The organism is Nocardia sp. NPDC019219, from assembly GCF_040632645.1.
GTDB classification, from domain to species: domain Bacteria; phylum Actinomycetota; class Actinomycetes; order Mycobacteriales; family Mycobacteriaceae; genus Nocardia; species Nocardia sputorum.
This window is the reverse complement of the sequence record NZ_JBEYCG010000001.1, coordinates 847138-863251: the sequence shown is the minus strand read 5'-3', so window position 1 is coordinate 863251 and position 16114 is coordinate 847138. Positions and strand designations below refer to the sequence as shown.

Sequence of the window (16114 nt, the reverse complement as noted above, 5' to 3'; positions counted from 1 at the left end):
CTCGACACCATAGGTTAACAGCGTTACTCTAACGCCGTTAACCAAGCGAGCGGAGCCGCGATGCTGACCCGGATAGCCCGATTCATCACCCGATCTCCGCGCGCGGTGCTGGCCGCGGCCCTGGTCATCGCCATTTTGTGCGGCGTTTTCGGCGCCACCGCGCCCGCGCACCTGAAGTCCGGCGGGTTCACGTCGAACGAGGCCGAGTCCGCCCGCGTCGCCGAGCTGATCGCCGACAACTTCGCCGGCGCAGCGCCCAATTTTGTCCTGCTGGTCGGCTCGGCCGCGGGGGCGGACGACCCGGCCACCAAGGCGGCGGGCATCGAGCTGGCCGATGCGCTGAAGAATCGCGGTGACGTGCAGGGCGTCCAGTCCTACTGGACCACCCCGCAGCCGCTGGCGAACGCGTTGCGCAGCACCGATGGCAAGAGCGCCCTTGTCGTCGCCTACATCGACGGCGACGAGACGCAGGTCCAGAAGACCGCGAGCGAATTGGAGCGGCAGTTCGCGGGCGTCTCCAACGGCATCACGGTCCGCCAAGGCGGCATCGCCGCGATCTACCACGACGTCACCGAGCAGACCACCCGCGACCTCACCCTGGCCGAGGGCGTCGCGGTGCCGTTGTCGATGATCGTGCTGGTTCTGGTGTTCGGCAGCCTGGTGGCCGCGGCCCTCCCGCTGACCATCGGCGTGTTCGCCATCCTGGCGACGCTGGCGCTGCTGCGCCTGTGCACGCTGTTCACCGACGTCTCGATCTACGCGCTGAACATGACGACGGCGATGGGTCTGGCGCTGGCCATCGACTCCAGTTTGTTCATCGTCAGCCGCTTCCGGGAGGAACTGGCGCGCGGCCTGGATCCGGCCGCCGCCACCATCCGGTCCGTGCAGACCGCGGGGCGCACCGTGTTGTTCTCCGCGCTCACCGTCGCGCTGTCGCTGGCCGTGCTCAGCGTGTTCGACCTGTACTTCCTGAAAAGTTTCGCCTACGCGGGTGTCGCGGTCGTCGCCGCTGCGGCGGCCGCGTCGATCGTGGTGCTGCCCGCCGCGCTGGTCCTGCTCGGGCACCGGGTGAACTCCCTCGACCTGCGAGCTCCGTTGCGCCGCCTGTTCCGGCGCGACGCGCCCGCACCGGGCCCGCACGCGCCCGAGGACAGCGGTTGGTACCGGTTGGCCGGCGTGGTGATGCGGCACGCGGCTCCGGTCGCGATCGTGATCATCGCGCTGCTGCTGGCGCTCGGCGCACCGTTCCTGTCGGTGAAATTCGGTTATCCCGACGACCGGGTGCTGCCCGAGACCGCGTCCAGCCGCCAGGTAGGCGACGCCATGCGCACCCAGTTCCCCCAGGCCGACCCGGTCGCCAGCACCACCATCGTGCTGGACGGCTATCACGGCGACACCGCGGCGCTCGGCGGATACGCCGCCGAACTGTCCAAGGTGGAGGGCGTGCCCGCCGTCCTCTCCGCCGCCGGGATCTACGTGACGGGCGCGCGAGTCGCACCGGCGCCGCCCGGGATGAGCAACGACACCGGCACCTACCTGAGTGTCGCGACGAAGCTCGATCCGTTCTCACCCGCCGGTGACCGTCAGCTGAACGCGATCCGGGCGATCCCGGCGCCGGGCGAGGCGCTCTTCGGTGGCGCGGCGGCGGCCAACGCCGACTCGCTGCACGCGCTGGCCGCCCGGCTTCCGCTCGCGGCCGCCCTGATCGCCCTCACCACGTTCATCGTGTTGTTCCTGTTCACCGGCAGCGTCGTACTGCCGATCAAAGCGCTCGTGCTGAACACGCTGTCGCTGGCCGCCGCCTTCGGCGCGATGGTCTGGGTGTTCCAGGAAGGTCACCTGTCCGGGCTGCTCGGTTTCACCCCGGTCGGCTACTTGGTGCCGACCATGCCGATCCTGATGTTCTGCCTGGCCTTCGGCCTGTCCATGGACTACGAGGTGTTCTTGCTGTCGCGGGTGCGCGAGGAGTGGCTGGCCACCCACGACAACACCCGCGCGGTGGCGGTCGGCCTGGCACGCACGGGCCGGATCTTCACCGCGGCCGCCGTGCTGATGGCCATCGTGCTCGGCGCGCTGGTGACCGCGAAGGTGTCGTTCATGCAGCTGCTCGGGCTCGGCCTCACGCTGACCGTGCTCGCCGACGCCACGATCATCCGCGGCCTGCTCGCGCCCGCGCTCATGCGCCTGCTCGGTCCGCTCAACTGGTGGGCGCCCGCGCCGCTGGCCCGCCTGCACGCCAAGATCGGGCTGACCGAGGGCGAGGAGGACGCCGCCGCCCGCCCGCTGGAAACCGCAGGGCGGGCATGATCGGTGGCAGACGCCCTCGCTCGCCGCGCGGCTCGGGAGCTCAGCTGCGCGAGGAGATCCTGCGGGCCACGGCCGACCTGCTCACCAGGACCGGGCACGCGGACGCCGTCTCGATCCGGGCGGTGAGCAAGCTGGTGGGCGTGAGCGCGCCGTCGATCTACCGGCACTTCGCCGACAAGGACGAACTCATCGAGGCCGTGGTCGCCCAGGTCTTCGAAGACCTGGCCGACGCGATGCGGGCGGCCACCGACCCCGCGGCCTCCCCGGTGACGCAGTTGCACGAGCAAGGCATGGCCTACGTCCGCTTCGCCCTCGCGCATCCCGAGCAGTACCGGCTGGCGACCGCGCCCACCGAGACCGAAGGCGCGGTGGACCAGGTCCTCACCAGCGGGGCCTTCCAGCATTTCGCGGCCACGGTGCGCAAGTGCATGGACGACGGGACGATGGCACCGCGCGACCCGCGGCCGATCGTGCTGGAACTGTGGTCGGTCGCCCACGGCATCGCCTCCTTGCTGCTGGCCAAACCCTTCCTGCCCTGGGGCGACGCGGAAGCCGTCGCCTCGCGCGTGATGGGCGCGGCGTGCCTCGGCTACAGCGTGCTCGACCTGGTCGGCGCGGACCCGCCGACGCCGGACACGGTCACCACGTGGCTGCGCCGGGTCAGGAAGGGCTCGTCCCCGGCCTGACCGCGCTCGAGCCGATCGGCTGTCGACCCGCTAGCGACCGTTCGGTAACTTCCTTCCAGCGCACGCGCGCGGAAGGAGTGCACCGTGTCCCCAACCATCGATCCCGCGGCCACCGCCTGGCTGCTCGTCAGCACGGCCCTCGTCCTGCTCATGACCCCGGGCCTGGCCATTTTCTACGGCGGGATGGTGCGCTCGACCGGCGTGCTCAACATGTTGATGATGAACTTCATCGCGATCCCACTGGTAACCGTCACCTGGCTACTTCTCGGCTACAGTCTGGCGTTCGGCGCCGACGCGGGCGGCGGCCTGATCGGCGGCCTCGGTCACCTCGGCATGGCGGGCATCGACCCCGGCTCGGTGCGCGGCTCGGTACCCGAGTTGTTGTACGCGACGTTCCAGCTCACCTTCGCCGTCCTGACCGCCGCGCTGGTCAGCGGCGCCATCGCCGACCGCGCCAAGTTCTCCGCGTGGATGATCTTCGTGCCGCTGTGGGCGCTGGCGGTGTACGCGCCGATCGCCCACTGGGTGTGGGGCCCGGACGGTTGGCTCGCCTCGTTCGGCGCGCTGGATTACGCCGGCGGCCTGGTGGTGGAGATCGCCTCCGGCGCGTCCGCCCTGGCCCTCGCGCTGGTGCTCGGCCCGCGCATCGGGTTCCGCACCGACGCGATGCGACCGCACAATCTGCCCTTCGTGCTGCTCGGCGCGGGCCTGCTGTGGTTCGGCTGGTTCGGCTTCAACGCCGGTTCGGCGCTGGCGGCCAACGGCCTCGCCGCGGCCGTCTTCCTGAACACCCTGGTGGCAGGCTGCCTCGGCATGCTCGGCTGGCTCGCGGTGGAGCAGATCCGCGACGGCAGGCCCACCACCTTCGGCGCGGCGTCCGGCGTGGTGGCCGGACTGGTCGCCATCACTCCTTCCTGCGGGTCGGTCAACACCTTGGGCGCGCTGCTGGTCGGGCTCGCGGCGGGCGTGCTGTGCTCGTTCGCGGTGGGCTGGAAGTTCAAGGCGGGCTACGACGACTCCCTCGACGTGGTCGGCGTGCACTTCGTCGGCGGCATCGTCGGCACCGTGCTGATCGGTCTGCTCGCCACCGAGGTGATGACCGGCGGGGTCGAGGGCCTGCTGTTCGGCGGTGGGTTCACTCAGCTCGGCAAACAGCTGGTGGCGGTGCTCGTCGTCGCCGCCTACGCGTTCGGCGTCTCGTTCGCGCTCGGCAAGGGCATCGACCGGCTCATCGGATTCCGGGTCAGCAAGGAGGACGAGACCGCGGGTATCGACTTCGCCTTGCACGCCGAGACGGCGTACGCCGAAGGGGTGCACGGCCATACGCCGCGCCGCCTAGGCGAGGGTCACCTCGGGCGTCCGCACACCGATCGCCTGCTCGATGAGGATCGGGGCTGATCACCGCGACGGCGTCGGGGACAGTGCGCAAGCCGATTCCGGTCGCTGTGACCAGCCAGGGGCGAGCTCAGCGAGACAAATCCGTCCTGCGGCGGCGTTTCAGCTCACCGAGCTCGCCGACGCGGTGAACGTATTGCATTGGGCCGCACGATTGTTGTCCAAACCCGTCTCGAACCACTGCCCGCCGTTCTCCGCCGAGCCGTGGTCGCGCATGTCCCCGGCCTGGTCGCCGCGCCCGTAGGCGTCCTTGCGGGCCAGAGTGAGCTGCGGATCGGTCAGCGAACCGCCCCTCGACGACGAGGACAGGTACATGCCGTCGAAGCAGTTGGCCTGCAACTCGACTCGCCGCGACAGTTCCAGTCCCTTGGAGCTGCGCGGTCCCACGTCGGCGCGCTCGCTGTTGGCCTTGCGCAGGATGCCGGACATGGCCTGCACGTGGTGGCCGTACTCATGCGCGAAGACCGACAGATAGACGACCCAGTTGTCCTTGAAGTAGTCGGTCTGCAACTGGCTGATCGGCATGTAGATGGTCTTGTTCGCCGGGCAGTAGAACGCGGCGAAATTGCTGGTCGAGCCGGTACACGGGGTGGTGATACCCGTCGTGGTCGCGCTGACGTTCAGCGACGGCGGCTGAAACGGCAGATTCGCCTTGCGCAGCACGGGTTTCCACGCCGTCTCCAGGCACGACGCGGCGCTCTCGAAGAACTTGCGGGCGGCGTCCACCTGAGTGCCCCACGGCGAGTAATCGCACCGCGCCGGAATCAGCGTCGCGCTCGGATCCGTGAGCAGCGGGTTGTTGGCGGTTTCCGACGGCCCGGACGCACCGTCGGGCTGGGCGTCGAACGTGAAGCTCGGCTGCGGACCGGACGCGTCGTTGTCGCCACGCCCGACCGAGATCGCGTTGCGCACCAGCCCCGCCGCGACCACGAACACGACGACGACCAGCAGCACCACCCATCCGCCGCCACCCCGTTTGCGGGGCGGCGGGTACGGCGGCCGCCCGGGCGGACCATAGGGCATGGGCGGTGGCACCGGCGGGCCGTAACCCGGTGGCGGGCCGTAGGCAGGCGGGGCATATCCCGGCGCGGGCCGGTACCCCGGAGGGGGACCATAACCGGGGGGCGGGCCATAACCCGGTCGCGGGCCGTAGGGCGCACCGTAGCCGGGCGGCGGGATTGGACGCCCTCCATGCGGGACCGGTCCGTGTCCGTACGGTGGTTGTGTCACGCCCCCGTACCCCCTCGTCTCAGTGATCGCCGACAGCCGCTGACGCAGAATAGCAAGCTGTCTAGAGTAGGCGACCATGCTGACTTTTCGGGGGGCCGCCCTAGGCGCGCTGCTTCTCGCCATCGCGGGAATGTTCGCGACGGCCCCGGTCACCCAGGCCCAGCCCGAGCCGGGCGGCGTGGCCATCACCGCCGATCTGAAGCTGAACCGCGAGGGCATCCTCGAAGTGGTCGAGCAGGTTTCGGTGCCGCCGGAGGGCTCCTTCCGGATGGTGCTTCCGCTGCGGCTGAAGGTGAGCGACGACGCCGAACGCGTCTTCCGGGTCTCCGATGTGGACACCGAGGGCGCGGGCACCGCGACGGTCGCCAACGACCAGTTCACCATCGAGGCCCGACCCGGCGTCTCCACCTTCCGGTACTCGGTGCAGAACACCGTGAGCGACGCGCCGGGCACCCAGGTGTTCCATTGGCTCGGGGTGCTCAACACCGACATCGCGTCCATCAGCGCCTCGCTGATCAGTCCGAGTTTCGAAATGGGCATCGTCGACTGCAAACTCGGTCCGCCCGGCAACACCCGGCCCTGCGCCGACGTCAAGATCGAAAGCGACGGCGTCCTGTTCCTGGAGCAGACCGACCTGCACAAGGGAGACGCGATCGACCTGACGCTGCAGTTGCCGCCCGGCACCGTGCCGAGCAACGCCGACGTGCGCGGCAGCGGTGACGCGGGCCCCTTCGCGATCACCGCCCCGGTGCTCGTCGCGTTCGGCGTCCTGCTGCTCGCACTGGCGGCGCTGGTCGCCTTCGTGCTGCGCGCCCGCCGCCAGGACGCGGCGGTGGGCGGCGGTTCGGAGACGATCGACCCGCTGCTGCGCGAGGGGGACCGCGTGCAGTTCACCTCACCCGACGGCGCACTGCCCGGCGAGGCCGGGCTGCTGCTGGACGGGCATGTCGATCCGGTCGACGTCGCCGCCACGGTGGTGGACCTCGCGGTGCGCCGGTATCTCCGGATCACGCCGCTCAGCGACAGCGACTGGCGGATCAGCCGGGTGAACACGCCGGACGATCAGCTGCGCGCCTACGAGACGGCCGTCTACGAGGCGCTGCTGCCGGACGGCGCCGACGCGGTGACACTGGGCGAGTTGCGCAGGCCGGGGCGCGTGGCCTCCGGTCCGGTGCGCGCCGCCATGGTGGCCGATGCCGTCGCGCGGGGGAACTTCCTCGATCGCCGTCGCCCCGGCCTGGCGATGTGGCTCGGCGGGGCGCTGGTGCTCGCGGGCATCGTGGCGACCGTAGCCCTCGCGCTCACTTCCGGGCATGCCTTGGTCGGTGTCGCCATCGCGCTCGGTGGCGTGGCCTGCCTGCTCGCGCCACAGTATCTGCCGGCCCGGACGTCGCGCGGGCTGGAACTCGCCCGGCAGATCCGCGCGCTCCAGCGCGGCCTGGAAAACACTCGGCGCGAACAGATCCCGCCGATCGATCAGGAGACCGTGTTCTCCCGCGCGCTGCCGTTCATGGTGCTCGGCGCACGCGCCGACAACTGGATCCGCGCCTTCCGCGACCTCGATCCGTCGGCCGACGCGCAACCCGGCCTCTATTGGTTCGGCGGCTTCGAACGCGACCGCAACCTGCAGCGCTTCGCCGGGCACTTCCCGTTCTTCATCACCGCGCTGGAAGGGCTTTTCGCCGTCGCAGGAGATCCGCATCGCTAGCGTCACAGACGAAAGGACGACCGGCCAGTGCGGCCGGTCGTCCTTTTCGTCGTAGTGCTCAGTCGATCGACGCGGTTCGCCGGACCGCCGCCAGCGGGTCGGCGTAGAGGACGCTCAGCGAGGTCACCACCGCGGCGTATTCCTGGACCTTGCCGCCGAATCCGCTGATCCGGATATCGGTGGGCGGCAGCGTCGAACCCTGGTTGAACGCGCGCGCCACATGCGCGACCGCGGGCCGGTAGCCGGTGAATGCCTGCCCCCCGAGGATCACCCGATCGGGGTTGAGCATGTCGCGCACCATCGCCACGGTGTGGCCGAGGATGGTGGCCCGTTCGGCGAGCAGCTCCCGCGCGGACTCCGAACCGGCTTCCGCGGCCCGGTGCAGGTCGGCGATGGTCGACCCCGCGGTGCCGTTGTGCGCCGGGATGATGCCGCGGCCGACGGCCCTGGAGTGCAGCGACCGATCGCCGACGGTCACCTCCAAGCAGCCACGCCGTCCGCAGGGGCATTCGACGTCCGAGCCGGTGGGTAGATGCGCGATCGATCCGGGGCCGTTGCTCGGCGTGTGCACCCGTCCGTCCAGAGTCACTGCCACACCGGCGGTTTCACGCACGTAGAAGTACAGGCTGCTGCCCCGCTCGACGCGGGCTTGGTCCTTGGGCTCGCCCGTGGGCAGCAACAGCTCGGAACCGGCCATCGCCTCCACGTGCGGCGCGACCGAGACGGGCAGCTCCAGCACCTCGGCGAGAACCGAACCCACCTGCGCGCCACGCCATTCCAACTTCGGGTGGTCGACGACGCCGGTGAGCGGGTCGACCCGGCCGCCGATCGCGACACCGGCCCACAGCGCCTTGCGCCGGTGCCACCGCTGCAGGAACGCCTTCGCGCTGCGGGCCACGGTGGTGGTGGCGAATTCCTGGCCGGTCTGCGGGGTGGCGATGGCCAAACCGCCGAGGATGCGGCCGCGCAGGTCGGCGGCGACGATCTTGGTGACCGCGGCGCCGATGTGGATGCCGATGGTCAGGTAGGCCTCGTGATCGATCTCGAACGGGACCCGGGGGCGTCCGACCGCACCCGAGGCCGTCAGGTCGGGGCGCTCCCGCAGCAGGCCGGCCGCGAGCAGAGCGGAGACCTGGCGATTGACCGTGGCGATGCTCAAACCCGTTGTGCGCGCGGCATTGTCACGGGAAACGGGACCACCGGTGGCGGCCCGCAGGACCGCGGCCGCCGGGTTGTCGGCGATGCGCAGTTCGGGAGCGACAACCGGACGCTGGACGCGGGCACGGCCGGTAACCCTGGAGACGGAACGTTCAAGGGTGGGAAGGGACATTGTGCAGATCCTTGCTGAAGTCCCGCAAATCAACGGGACGTGCCTACATGGGCGGCGAGGCAGCAAACGAGCCGGAAAACCGGCTCAGCTGCAGCAAGAGAGGCGACACAGTTCGCGCGTCAACGGCAGCCGAAGACCCAGCGCGGCGGTCACGTAAGTGACGCGCAGGAGGTTCGATCGGCCGGCAGACATGTCATTTAAATTAACACCGATATCCATGACACACCAACCCTCGACGCGCCGTTGTGCGCACCCGCACATTGTTTCCCCAGGTCGCAAGCACACGAAAAGACCCCGTCCCGGCGGAGGTCCGCAGGGGCGGGGTCTTTTCACGCGGAAGCATTACTTCGGCGCGGCGAACGGCTGATTGACCGTCGTGAAGTACTGGATCGCCGCGCCGATCGCGACCGGAGCGGTGATCAGGATCTGCCCCGCGACAGTGCCGAGCGCGCCGACCGCCGCGATGCCGACGAGGCAGCCGACACCCGCCGCCGGGATGAACGGACCGAACAGGCCCGCGATGGTCCCCGCGGCGATGGTCGCGCCCGCGATGCCACCGAGCACGCAGCCGACCGCCGCGCCGCCGATGCCGCCGACGAGGGTGCCGATCGCGGCGCCCATGGTGATGGTGCTGGTCAGGCGCGTCCAGGCGGCGACTTCACGGTCGTATTCGCTCTTCCACGGCGCCTTGTCCTCGAACGGGAGCGCGACCGGCTTGTAGACCGCGTGCTCGCGGTCGAGCAGCGGCGTCAGCGTCGCGCTGCGGCCGGAGATCTGTGCGGCGATCGGGAATTCGAAGTCGTCCAGCTGAAACCGCAGCGGATGACCCGCGAGCACGGTACCGTTGGACGCCTTCACCTTGAACACGCCGTCCTCGACGACCAGCGATCCCGCGTCGGTTTCGATGATCGACTGGGTATCGGTCGCGTACGCGGTGAAATTGACCGCGTTTTCCACGCTTTCTTCCGCCGGTGCGGCGCCGGACGTACCCGCGGCCACTCCGGTCGCAATGGTGACCAGCGCCGCCACCACGGCGAGCTTCCTCATCCTCATGTCCTGCAATCCCTCATCTCAGGTGGAGCCTTCGAGGCAAAGCATCCGGGAGGAACTCCGGTGAAACGAGGAAAAAAAGCATGCAGATTTCAAATAGGCAACCGGCGAGTTACAGCTGCTGGACTACTTCGCTTTGGCCGCCGCTTTCGCCTGCTTCTTGAATTCCCTTACCTGCGCGAGGGATTCGGCGTCGGTGACGTCCGCGACCGAGCGGCGCGAGCCCTCGTCGCCGTAGGCGCCCGCCGCGGCCCGCCAGCCTTCCGGCCGGACGCCCCGCTGCTTGCCGAGCAGGGCCAGGAAGATCTTCGCCTTCTGCTCGCCATAGCCGGGCAGGTCCTTCAGGCGCCGCAGCACTTCGTTGCCGTCCGGGTCCCCCATGGTCCAGATGTTCTCCGCCTTGCCGTCGTAGTGCTCGATGACGTAGCGCGCCAGTTCCTGGGCACGCCGGGCCATGGACCGGCCGTAGCGGTGGATCGCGGGCGGCGTCGCGGCGAGTTCCTCGAACTCCTGCGGATCGGCCTCGGCGATGCGCTGGATGTCGAACCCGCCCATCCGGTCGGCGATCTTCTTCGGGCCGCGGAAGGCGTGCTCCATCGGGTACTGCTGGTCCAGGAGCATGCCGAGCAGCGTGGCGAAGTGGTCCTCGGTCAGTAGCCTGTCCGCCTCGGCGTCCTGCGCCAGGCACAGCGTGCGCGTCACTGTCCCGCCTCTCCGTAGATTCAGGCCGTACTGGTAGGTGCCGTGAGATCCGCGCTCCGGTCCTGCGTCGGTGCCACTTCTGTTCGAGCGTGCCCGACGAGTTACCCATGTACTCACGACAGCGCCCCGTTCATCAACCATAGTGACCCGCCTCACAGTGCCTACGCGCGGGTAGATGACCTGCCGCGTAGGCTCCAGGCCATGCCTCAGATGACGGCGACACCGACCAAGACGACGGCAACGGCCAGGGATGGACACGGGCCCATGAACACCTACGCATTGCGCCCCGATCGGTTCGACCGAGCAGGTCAAGACCAGCTGGTGGACGTGCGCGACCTCCAGGCCGCGCTGCCCGGCATCCGCCGCTTGCGCACCTGGGCGCACGAAGCGCTCGCGGTGCGGCCCGGTGAACACGCCGTGGACATCGGCTCCGGCACCGGCTCGGAGGTCATCACCTTCGCCGAGGCGGTGGGCCCGGACGGCAGCGCGTTCGGCGTCGAGCCGGACCCGCACCTGCTCGCCTCCGCCGAGCGCCGCGCCGCCCAGGCCGGCTCGACCGCCAAATTCCACTCCGGCGACGCCTACGGCGTGCCGTTCGGCGCGGACAGCTTCGACGCCGTCCTGTGCGAGCGCGTCTTCCAGCATCTGACCGCCCCCGCCCGCGCGGCCAACGAGATCGCGCGCGTGCTCCGCCCGGGCGGACGAGTCGTCGTGGTGGACAGCGATTGGGGCACCGCGATCATGCACCCCGGTGACCGGCAGGTCGTCCGCGAGGTGATCGACACCCTCGTGTCGGCGACCACCAATCCGCTGTCGGGTCGCAGGCTCCCCGGTCTGCTCACCAAGGCGGGGCTGGTGGTCGACGACATCGGCTCGCAGGCCCTGGTGCAGGATCGCAGCGTGGGCGCGGGCTCGCTGGTGACCAGGATCTCGGCGATGGCGGTAGCACGCGGCGCGATCACCGAGGCGCAACGTGAGCGACTGCTCGACGATCTGGAGCGGGCCGCGGCCACCGGCGACATCCATCTGTCGGTGACCATGTTCGCCGTCCTCGCGCACAAGCCGCACTGACCCGGCCGATGGCCGTCGACGTGCTGACCGACATCACGATCGACCGCTCCCGCGAGCTGGTCGCGGCGTACGCGGCCGATCCGGCGCACGCCCCGGCCTGGTACGCGCGCATCCACAGCGTCACCTGGGAGACCGAGCCGCCACTGCGCGCCGGTTCGCGGATGACCTTCGTCGCCCATTTCCTCGGCAACCGGCTGACCTACACCTACGAGGTGGTCGACTACGAGCCCGCCAGACGGTTGGTGATGCGCACCGCGCAGGGGCCGTTTCCGATGGAGACGACCTATACCTGGGCGGACACGCCGGAGGGCGGCACCCGCATGACGCTGCGCAACCGCGGCGAGCCGAGCGGCTTCGGGAAATTCGCCGCACCGCTGCTGGAGGCGGCGATCCGGCGGGCCAACCGCGGGGACCTGGCGCGGCTGAAGGAGCTGTTGGAAACCGGGTAGAGCCCGCCTTTCCCGGCCGGGCCCACTGCCCAGTACAGAGCTGATCGCCCGGCACGAGATTCGTGCCGGGCGATCATTCGTTTCCGGGTCCGCGTCTACTTGCCGAGCAGCTTCTCGGTGGCCGCCAGCAGCACGCAAGTGGCCAGGCCGTCCATCGCCTTCTCCAGCTCGGGCAGCTTGGGGAAGCTCGGCGCGATGCGAATGTTCTTGTCTTCCGGGTCGTTCCGGTAGGGGAAGGCCGAACCGGCCGCGGTGAGCGCGATGCCCGCTTCCTTCGCCAGCGCGATCACCCGCGCCGCGGTGCCTTCCAGCACGTCCAGGCTGATGAAGTAGCCGCCCTTGGGCTCGGTCCAGGACGCCACCTTGGACGCCCCGAGACGGTCCTCCAGGATCTTCAGCACCAGAGCGAACTTCGGCTCCAGGATCGCGCGATGCTTCTGCATGTGCGCACGCACGCCGTCGGCATCGCGGAAGAAACGCAAGTGGCGCAGCTGGTTGATCTTGTCCGGGCCGATGCTCTTCTTCGAGGCGTGGCTCAGGTACCACTCCAGGTTCGCGGTCGAACCGCCGATGAAGCTGACGCCCGCGCCCGCGAAGGTGATCTTCGAGGTCGAGGCGAATACCAACGGGCGGTTCGGGTTCCCGGCTGCCGCGGCGAGGCCGAGCACATCGATCACCGGGGCGGCGGTGTCGGTGAGCGGGTGCACCGCGTACGCGTTGTCCCAGAACAGCCGGAAGTCGGGCGCCGCGGCCGGCATCGAGACCAACTCCCGGACAACGTCTTCGGAGAAGACGACACCGGTCGGGTTGGAGTAGTTCGGCACGGCCCACAGACCCTTGATCTGCGGATCGTTCGCCAGCAGCTCGGCGATGGCGTGGGTGTCCGGGCCGTCGTGGCGCATCGGGATCGGGATCATCTCGAAGCCGAGCGCCTCGGTGATCGCGAAGTGCCGGTCGTAACCGGGCGCCGGACACAGGAACTCGAGGGTGTCCTCGGCGGCCCAGCGCCGCTCGGAATCATTGGTGCCGTACAGCATCGCGTAGCTGATCACGTCGTGCATCAGTTCCAGGCTGGCGTTGTTGCCCGCGAGCAGGTTGTCCACCGGGATGCCGAGCAGTTCGCCGAAGATCGCGCGCAGTTCCGGGAGACCGTGCAGGCCACCGTAGTTACGGCAGTCGGTGCCGGTGCCGTCGCGGAAATCGCCGTCGCCGGGCAGGTGCAGCAGCGCGGCGGACAGGTCGAGTTGCTCCGGCGAAGGTTTCCCCCGGGTCAGGTCCAGCGTGAGCTTCTCGGTCTTGAGCGTCGCGTAATTCGCGGACTGGGTCTCGTGCTCGAGCACGAGCTCCTCATGGCTCATCAAACCGATCTGCGTTTGCCGGGGCATCCTGGGCAGCCTTTCAAGCAGCGAGGGGACGGTGGTCTGGCCGGACCGATGGGCGGCGGCCGAACAGTTGTCCGTACAGACGCACGTGCATCCGCGGACGGTGTTCACGTTACCCGTGCGGTGGCCGGAATTGGAGGCGTTATCCGAGGGCGGGATGGGTGCCGACCGGACCCAGCCCATCCGCACCCCGCACCGGCCCGGCGGAGACGAGGCACCCGCGCGAGACCTTGAAAAAAGGGGACCCCGCGCACCCGGCAGAGCCCGTTGACCCTTGCTGCCTTCCGGCCCTGGGGGAGTTCACAGGATGCGCGCCGCGCGGGATCCGTCGGCCAGTGTAGCGTCTCCCGCCCGCAATCCCATCCTCCGGGGTCCATAAGAGTCCTCGACCAGGCACTTCATCCCTCCGGACGGCCCTATTTGGCGACGGGCCGGGGACTACCGGTATGCTGCTCCACGGAGGATTCGCCTAGTGGCCTATGGCGCTCGCCTGGAACGCGGGTTGGGTTAACGCCCTCAGGGGTTCAAATCCCCTATCCTCCGCCAGGGCAAACGCCTCTGACCGGACATTCGTGGCTGGTCAGAGGCGTTTGCTTCAAGTCCCCCCGGCCACACTCCTGGATCAAGTTCACCCCTTCAGCCCATCCAGGATGATGCGCAGGCCGGTGCGGAATTCTTCTTCGGGGTCGCTATCTGCTGCGGCGCGTGCGATCTCGATCAATTTGGCGAAGCGGTCGGGCGGCAGAGCCGCGACCCGGTCGGTGATCGCCGCGGGATCCGGGTCGCGGGCTACGGAGAGCGGTCCGGCGAGTTCAGCTTGCGCGAAGCCGGTGATGAATCCGGTGACCACACGGAAAGCGATCAGCAGGTCGGCCCCCGATCTACCGCTACGCGCAAGCGCCCGCAGCAGCGCTTCGGCGGTCACGAGAGTCGGCAAGTCGAGCGTGCGGCGGGTGAGGAGCAGGGGAATGGCGTGCGGATGGGAGCGGATGGCGCGCCACATGCCCTCGGCCACTGCGCGAGTTTCATCGGCCCAGTCGCCGGACGGTTCGACCGCCCACCGCGCCTCGGCCAGGACAGCTCCGGTGACAAGCCGCTCGAGCCCCTCTTTCCCGTCGACGTAGTTGTAGATCGTCATCGCCCCGGTGCCCAGCGCGGCCGCGAGATTGCGCATCGTCAACCCGGCCAGGCCCTGCTCGTCGACCAAGGCCAACGCTGCGATCTGGAGTTGATCGGTAGTGAATTTCTTCGGCGCGGGCATGAACCTCCCTTGTTTAAGTACGGCGTACGTGTTTAACTGACGGCGTTCACGTACAACGTACCTAAACGGAGGTGTCATGACTATTCGAACAAGTTTTCCGTCCGGTGACGACGAGTGCGCCGCATGGCTCACCCTGCCGGCCGGCCCGGCGCCGCATCCGGTCGTGGTGCTGGTGCACGGCGGCGGCGCGACCCACGAGATGATGCTGGGCCAGTACGAGAAGTGGTTCTCGGACGCGGGCTTCGCCGTGCTGGCTTTCGACTTCCGCCACCTCGGAGAATCCGGCGGCCAACCGCGCCAACTGGTGAGCCGGCGCCGTTACGCCGCCGATGTCGACGCCGCCCTGGCATTCGTCCACTCGCGTCCAGAACTCGACTCCGAACGGGTGGCGTTGTGGGGAACCTCGTTCGGAGCCAGCCACGTAGTCGCGGCGGCGGCTCGCCACCCGGAGATCAGCGCGGCGATCGTGCAGTGTCCGGTACTGAGCGGACGGGCGGTTGTCGCCCGGGCCGGGTTCCGGCATCTGCTGCGGTTCACCGGGCCGATCATCTCCGATCTGGTGCGCGCGACGTTGGGCTTGCCTCGCCGGTATGTCCAACTCGTCGGCCGCCCGGGTGAACTCGCCTTCGTCAATCAGCCCGGCGCGCTCGAAGGCTGGCTTTCGGTCTGCCCGGACGGGTATGAATTCGACAACCGCATCACCGCGGCCTCGGGTCTGGGCATGCTGTTCTACAACGCTGCGGCGCGCGCGTCACGGGTGCGGTGCCCGTTGCTGATCTGCGCCTGCGACTTCGAAAATCTCATCGCTCCCACCATCGTGGAGAAGGTCGAGGCCGATGCGCCGCGCGCCATCGTGGAGCACTACGACGCCGACCATTTCACGGTCTACCATCCGCCGATCGTGGAACGAGTCGTCGCCGATCAGATCGACTTCCTGACCGAACACCTCGCACCGACCGCGGCTCGAGGGAGAACTCGGTGACTCGCATCCACGACTGCCTGCGGAGGGCGGCTCAAGACGCGGGGCACCGAGTCGGCTGGACCAGCGACGGCGACGACATCGGTTTCGCCGCGATGGACGAACGTTCGGATCGGATAGCGGGAGGACTGCTGCGTGGCATGGCAAGATCGTCATGCGCGCCACCGGGACACCGGGACGAGCGAGGGCCGCAAGGAAACCGTGCCCGCCATCCTCCAATTGCTAAGTTCGCTTCGATGAAGCTGCTCGTTGTAAGTAGCGGCCCTACCACATGGTCGAGGCGCTGGTTCTTGTTGCGCTGCCACGTGTACTCCTGGTTCCGGTGTGTCTCCCGCGAGCCCGGCTATACCGGTGAGGGCCAGTGGCGTCCTCACCGTGAATACGGCGGTTGGGTCATCCGTCCGGCCAGCGGGTGGCGCCAGTTCCGCTGGATAACCCCGCCCCTGCACTACACGCGCGCCATCCCTGCCGACGACATGTACGCCCTCGGCACTTGGATGCTGGCGAAGCTGGAGATATAGACCAGAACACCGGATTACAGCGAATCTCGCCCCACCTCCGAAC

Annotated in this window: 13 protein-coding genes, 1 tRNA gene and 1 other RNA gene; 8 read left to right on the top strand and 7 right to left on the bottom strand. The window is 68.9% G+C overall.

From position 1 onward, the window contains the following. The first annotated feature begins 60 nt into the window (after window positions 1–60). The 3 genes from ABZ552_RS03915 (at window position 61) to ABZ552_RS03905 (ending at window position 4391) form a co-directional block, all read left to right on the top strand. Window positions 61–2307 (top strand): MMPL family transporter, encoded by a 2247-nt coding sequence (locus ABZ552_RS03915; protein WP_281876832.1) that lies wholly within the window; start codon window positions 61–63, stop codon window positions 2305–2307. After that, a complete protein-coding gene (locus tag ABZ552_RS03910; protein WP_357435465.1) occupies window positions 2304–2993 on the top strand; it encodes a TetR/AcrR family transcriptional regulator in 690 nt (229 codons plus the stop codon). Before ABZ552_RS03915 ends, ABZ552_RS03910 begins: the two co-directional genes overlap by 4 nt. An 84-nt stretch (window positions 2994–3077) precedes the next feature. Further along, a complete protein-coding gene (locus tag ABZ552_RS03905; RefSeq protein ID WP_357435463.1) occupies window positions 3078–4391 on the top strand; it encodes an ammonium transporter in 1314 nt (437 codons plus the stop codon). A 99-nt stretch (window positions 4392–4490) separates the two neighbouring features. Here the strand turns inward: ABZ552_RS03905 and ABZ552_RS03900 are convergent, their stop codons facing one another. Next, a complete protein-coding gene (locus ABZ552_RS03900) occupies window positions 4491–5411 on the bottom strand; it encodes a neutral zinc metallopeptidase (RefSeq protein ID WP_281876830.1) in 921 nt (306 codons plus the stop codon). Window positions 5412–5694: 283 nt separating this feature from the next. Between ABZ552_RS03900 and ABZ552_RS03895 the strand changes: the two genes are divergently transcribed. Next, entirely contained in the window at window positions 5695–7326 is a 1632-nt protein-coding gene (locus ABZ552_RS03895) for a DUF2207 domain-containing protein (RefSeq protein WP_281876828.1), read from the top strand. Between the two features lie 58 nt (window positions 7327–7384). Here ABZ552_RS03895 and ABZ552_RS03890 read toward each other — a convergent pair whose 3' ends face one another. The 3 genes from ABZ552_RS03890 to ABZ552_RS03880 all read right to left on the bottom strand — a co-directional run bounded on the left by ABZ552_RS03890 (window position 7385) and on the right by ABZ552_RS03880 (window position 10408). After that, the gene (locus ABZ552_RS03890) at window positions 7385–8656 is read right to left on the bottom strand and encodes an ROK family protein (RefSeq protein WP_281876826.1); all 1272 of its coding nucleotides are present in this window, start codon (window positions 8654–8656) and stop codon (window positions 7385–7387) included. A 342-nt stretch (window positions 8657–8998) separates the two neighbouring features. Continuing rightward, the gene (locus ABZ552_RS03885) at window positions 8999–9709 is read right to left on the bottom strand and encodes a hypothetical protein (RefSeq protein ID WP_281876824.1); all 711 of its coding nucleotides are present in this window, start codon (window positions 9707–9709) and stop codon (window positions 8999–9001) included. A 123-nt stretch (window positions 9710–9832) separates the two neighbouring features. Continuing rightward, window positions 9833–10408, bottom strand: coding sequence for an HhH-GPD-type base excision DNA repair protein (locus ABZ552_RS03880; RefSeq protein WP_281876823.1), 576 nt, complete (start codon window positions 10406–10408; stop codon window positions 9833–9835). Window positions 10409–10672: 264 nt separating this feature from the next. On the opposite strand from ABZ552_RS03880, the gene ABZ552_RS03875 reads away from it, so the two are divergent. Next, a complete protein-coding gene (locus ABZ552_RS03875; RefSeq protein WP_357435565.1) occupies window positions 10673–11479 on the top strand; it encodes a methyltransferase domain-containing protein in 807 nt (268 codons plus the stop codon). Between the two features lie 8 nt (window positions 11480–11487). Next, on the top strand, window positions 11488–11928 hold the full coding sequence (locus ABZ552_RS03870) for an SRPBCC family protein (protein ID WP_281876822.1): 441 nt from the start codon (window positions 11488–11490) through the stop codon (window positions 11926–11928). Window positions 11929–12023: 95 nt separating this feature from the next. Here ABZ552_RS03870 and ABZ552_RS03865 read toward each other — a convergent pair whose 3' ends face one another. Both ABZ552_RS03865 and ffs read right to left on the bottom strand, forming a co-directional pair. After that, entirely contained in the window at window positions 12024–13313 is a 1290-nt protein-coding gene (locus ABZ552_RS03865) for an aminotransferase class I/II-fold pyridoxal phosphate-dependent enzyme (RefSeq protein ID WP_357435460.1), read from the bottom strand. Window positions 13314–13545: 232 nt separating this feature from the next. Further along, an RNA gene (gene ffs, locus ABZ552_RS03860) (signal recognition particle sRNA small type) lies at window positions 13546–13640 on the bottom strand. A gap of 128 nt (window positions 13641–13768) precedes the next feature. On the opposite strand from ffs, the gene ABZ552_RS03855 reads away from it, so the two are divergent. After that, window positions 13769–13856 (top strand) — tRNA-Ser (locus tag ABZ552_RS03855). Window positions 13857–13938: 82 nt separating this feature from the next. Here the strand turns inward: ABZ552_RS03855 and ABZ552_RS03850 are convergent. Then, entirely contained in the window at window positions 13939–14571 is a 633-nt protein-coding gene (locus ABZ552_RS03850; RefSeq protein WP_357435458.1) for a TetR/AcrR family transcriptional regulator, read from the bottom strand. Between the two features lie 76 nt (window positions 14572–14647). Here ABZ552_RS03850 and ABZ552_RS03845 point away from each other — a divergent pair, with 76 nt between their 5' ends. Next, window positions 14648–15553, top strand: a complete 906-nt coding sequence (locus ABZ552_RS03845) for an alpha/beta fold hydrolase (RefSeq protein ID WP_357435456.1) — start codon at window positions 14648–14650, stop codon at window positions 15551–15553. The last annotated feature ends 561 nt before the right edge of the window (window positions 15554–16114 follow it).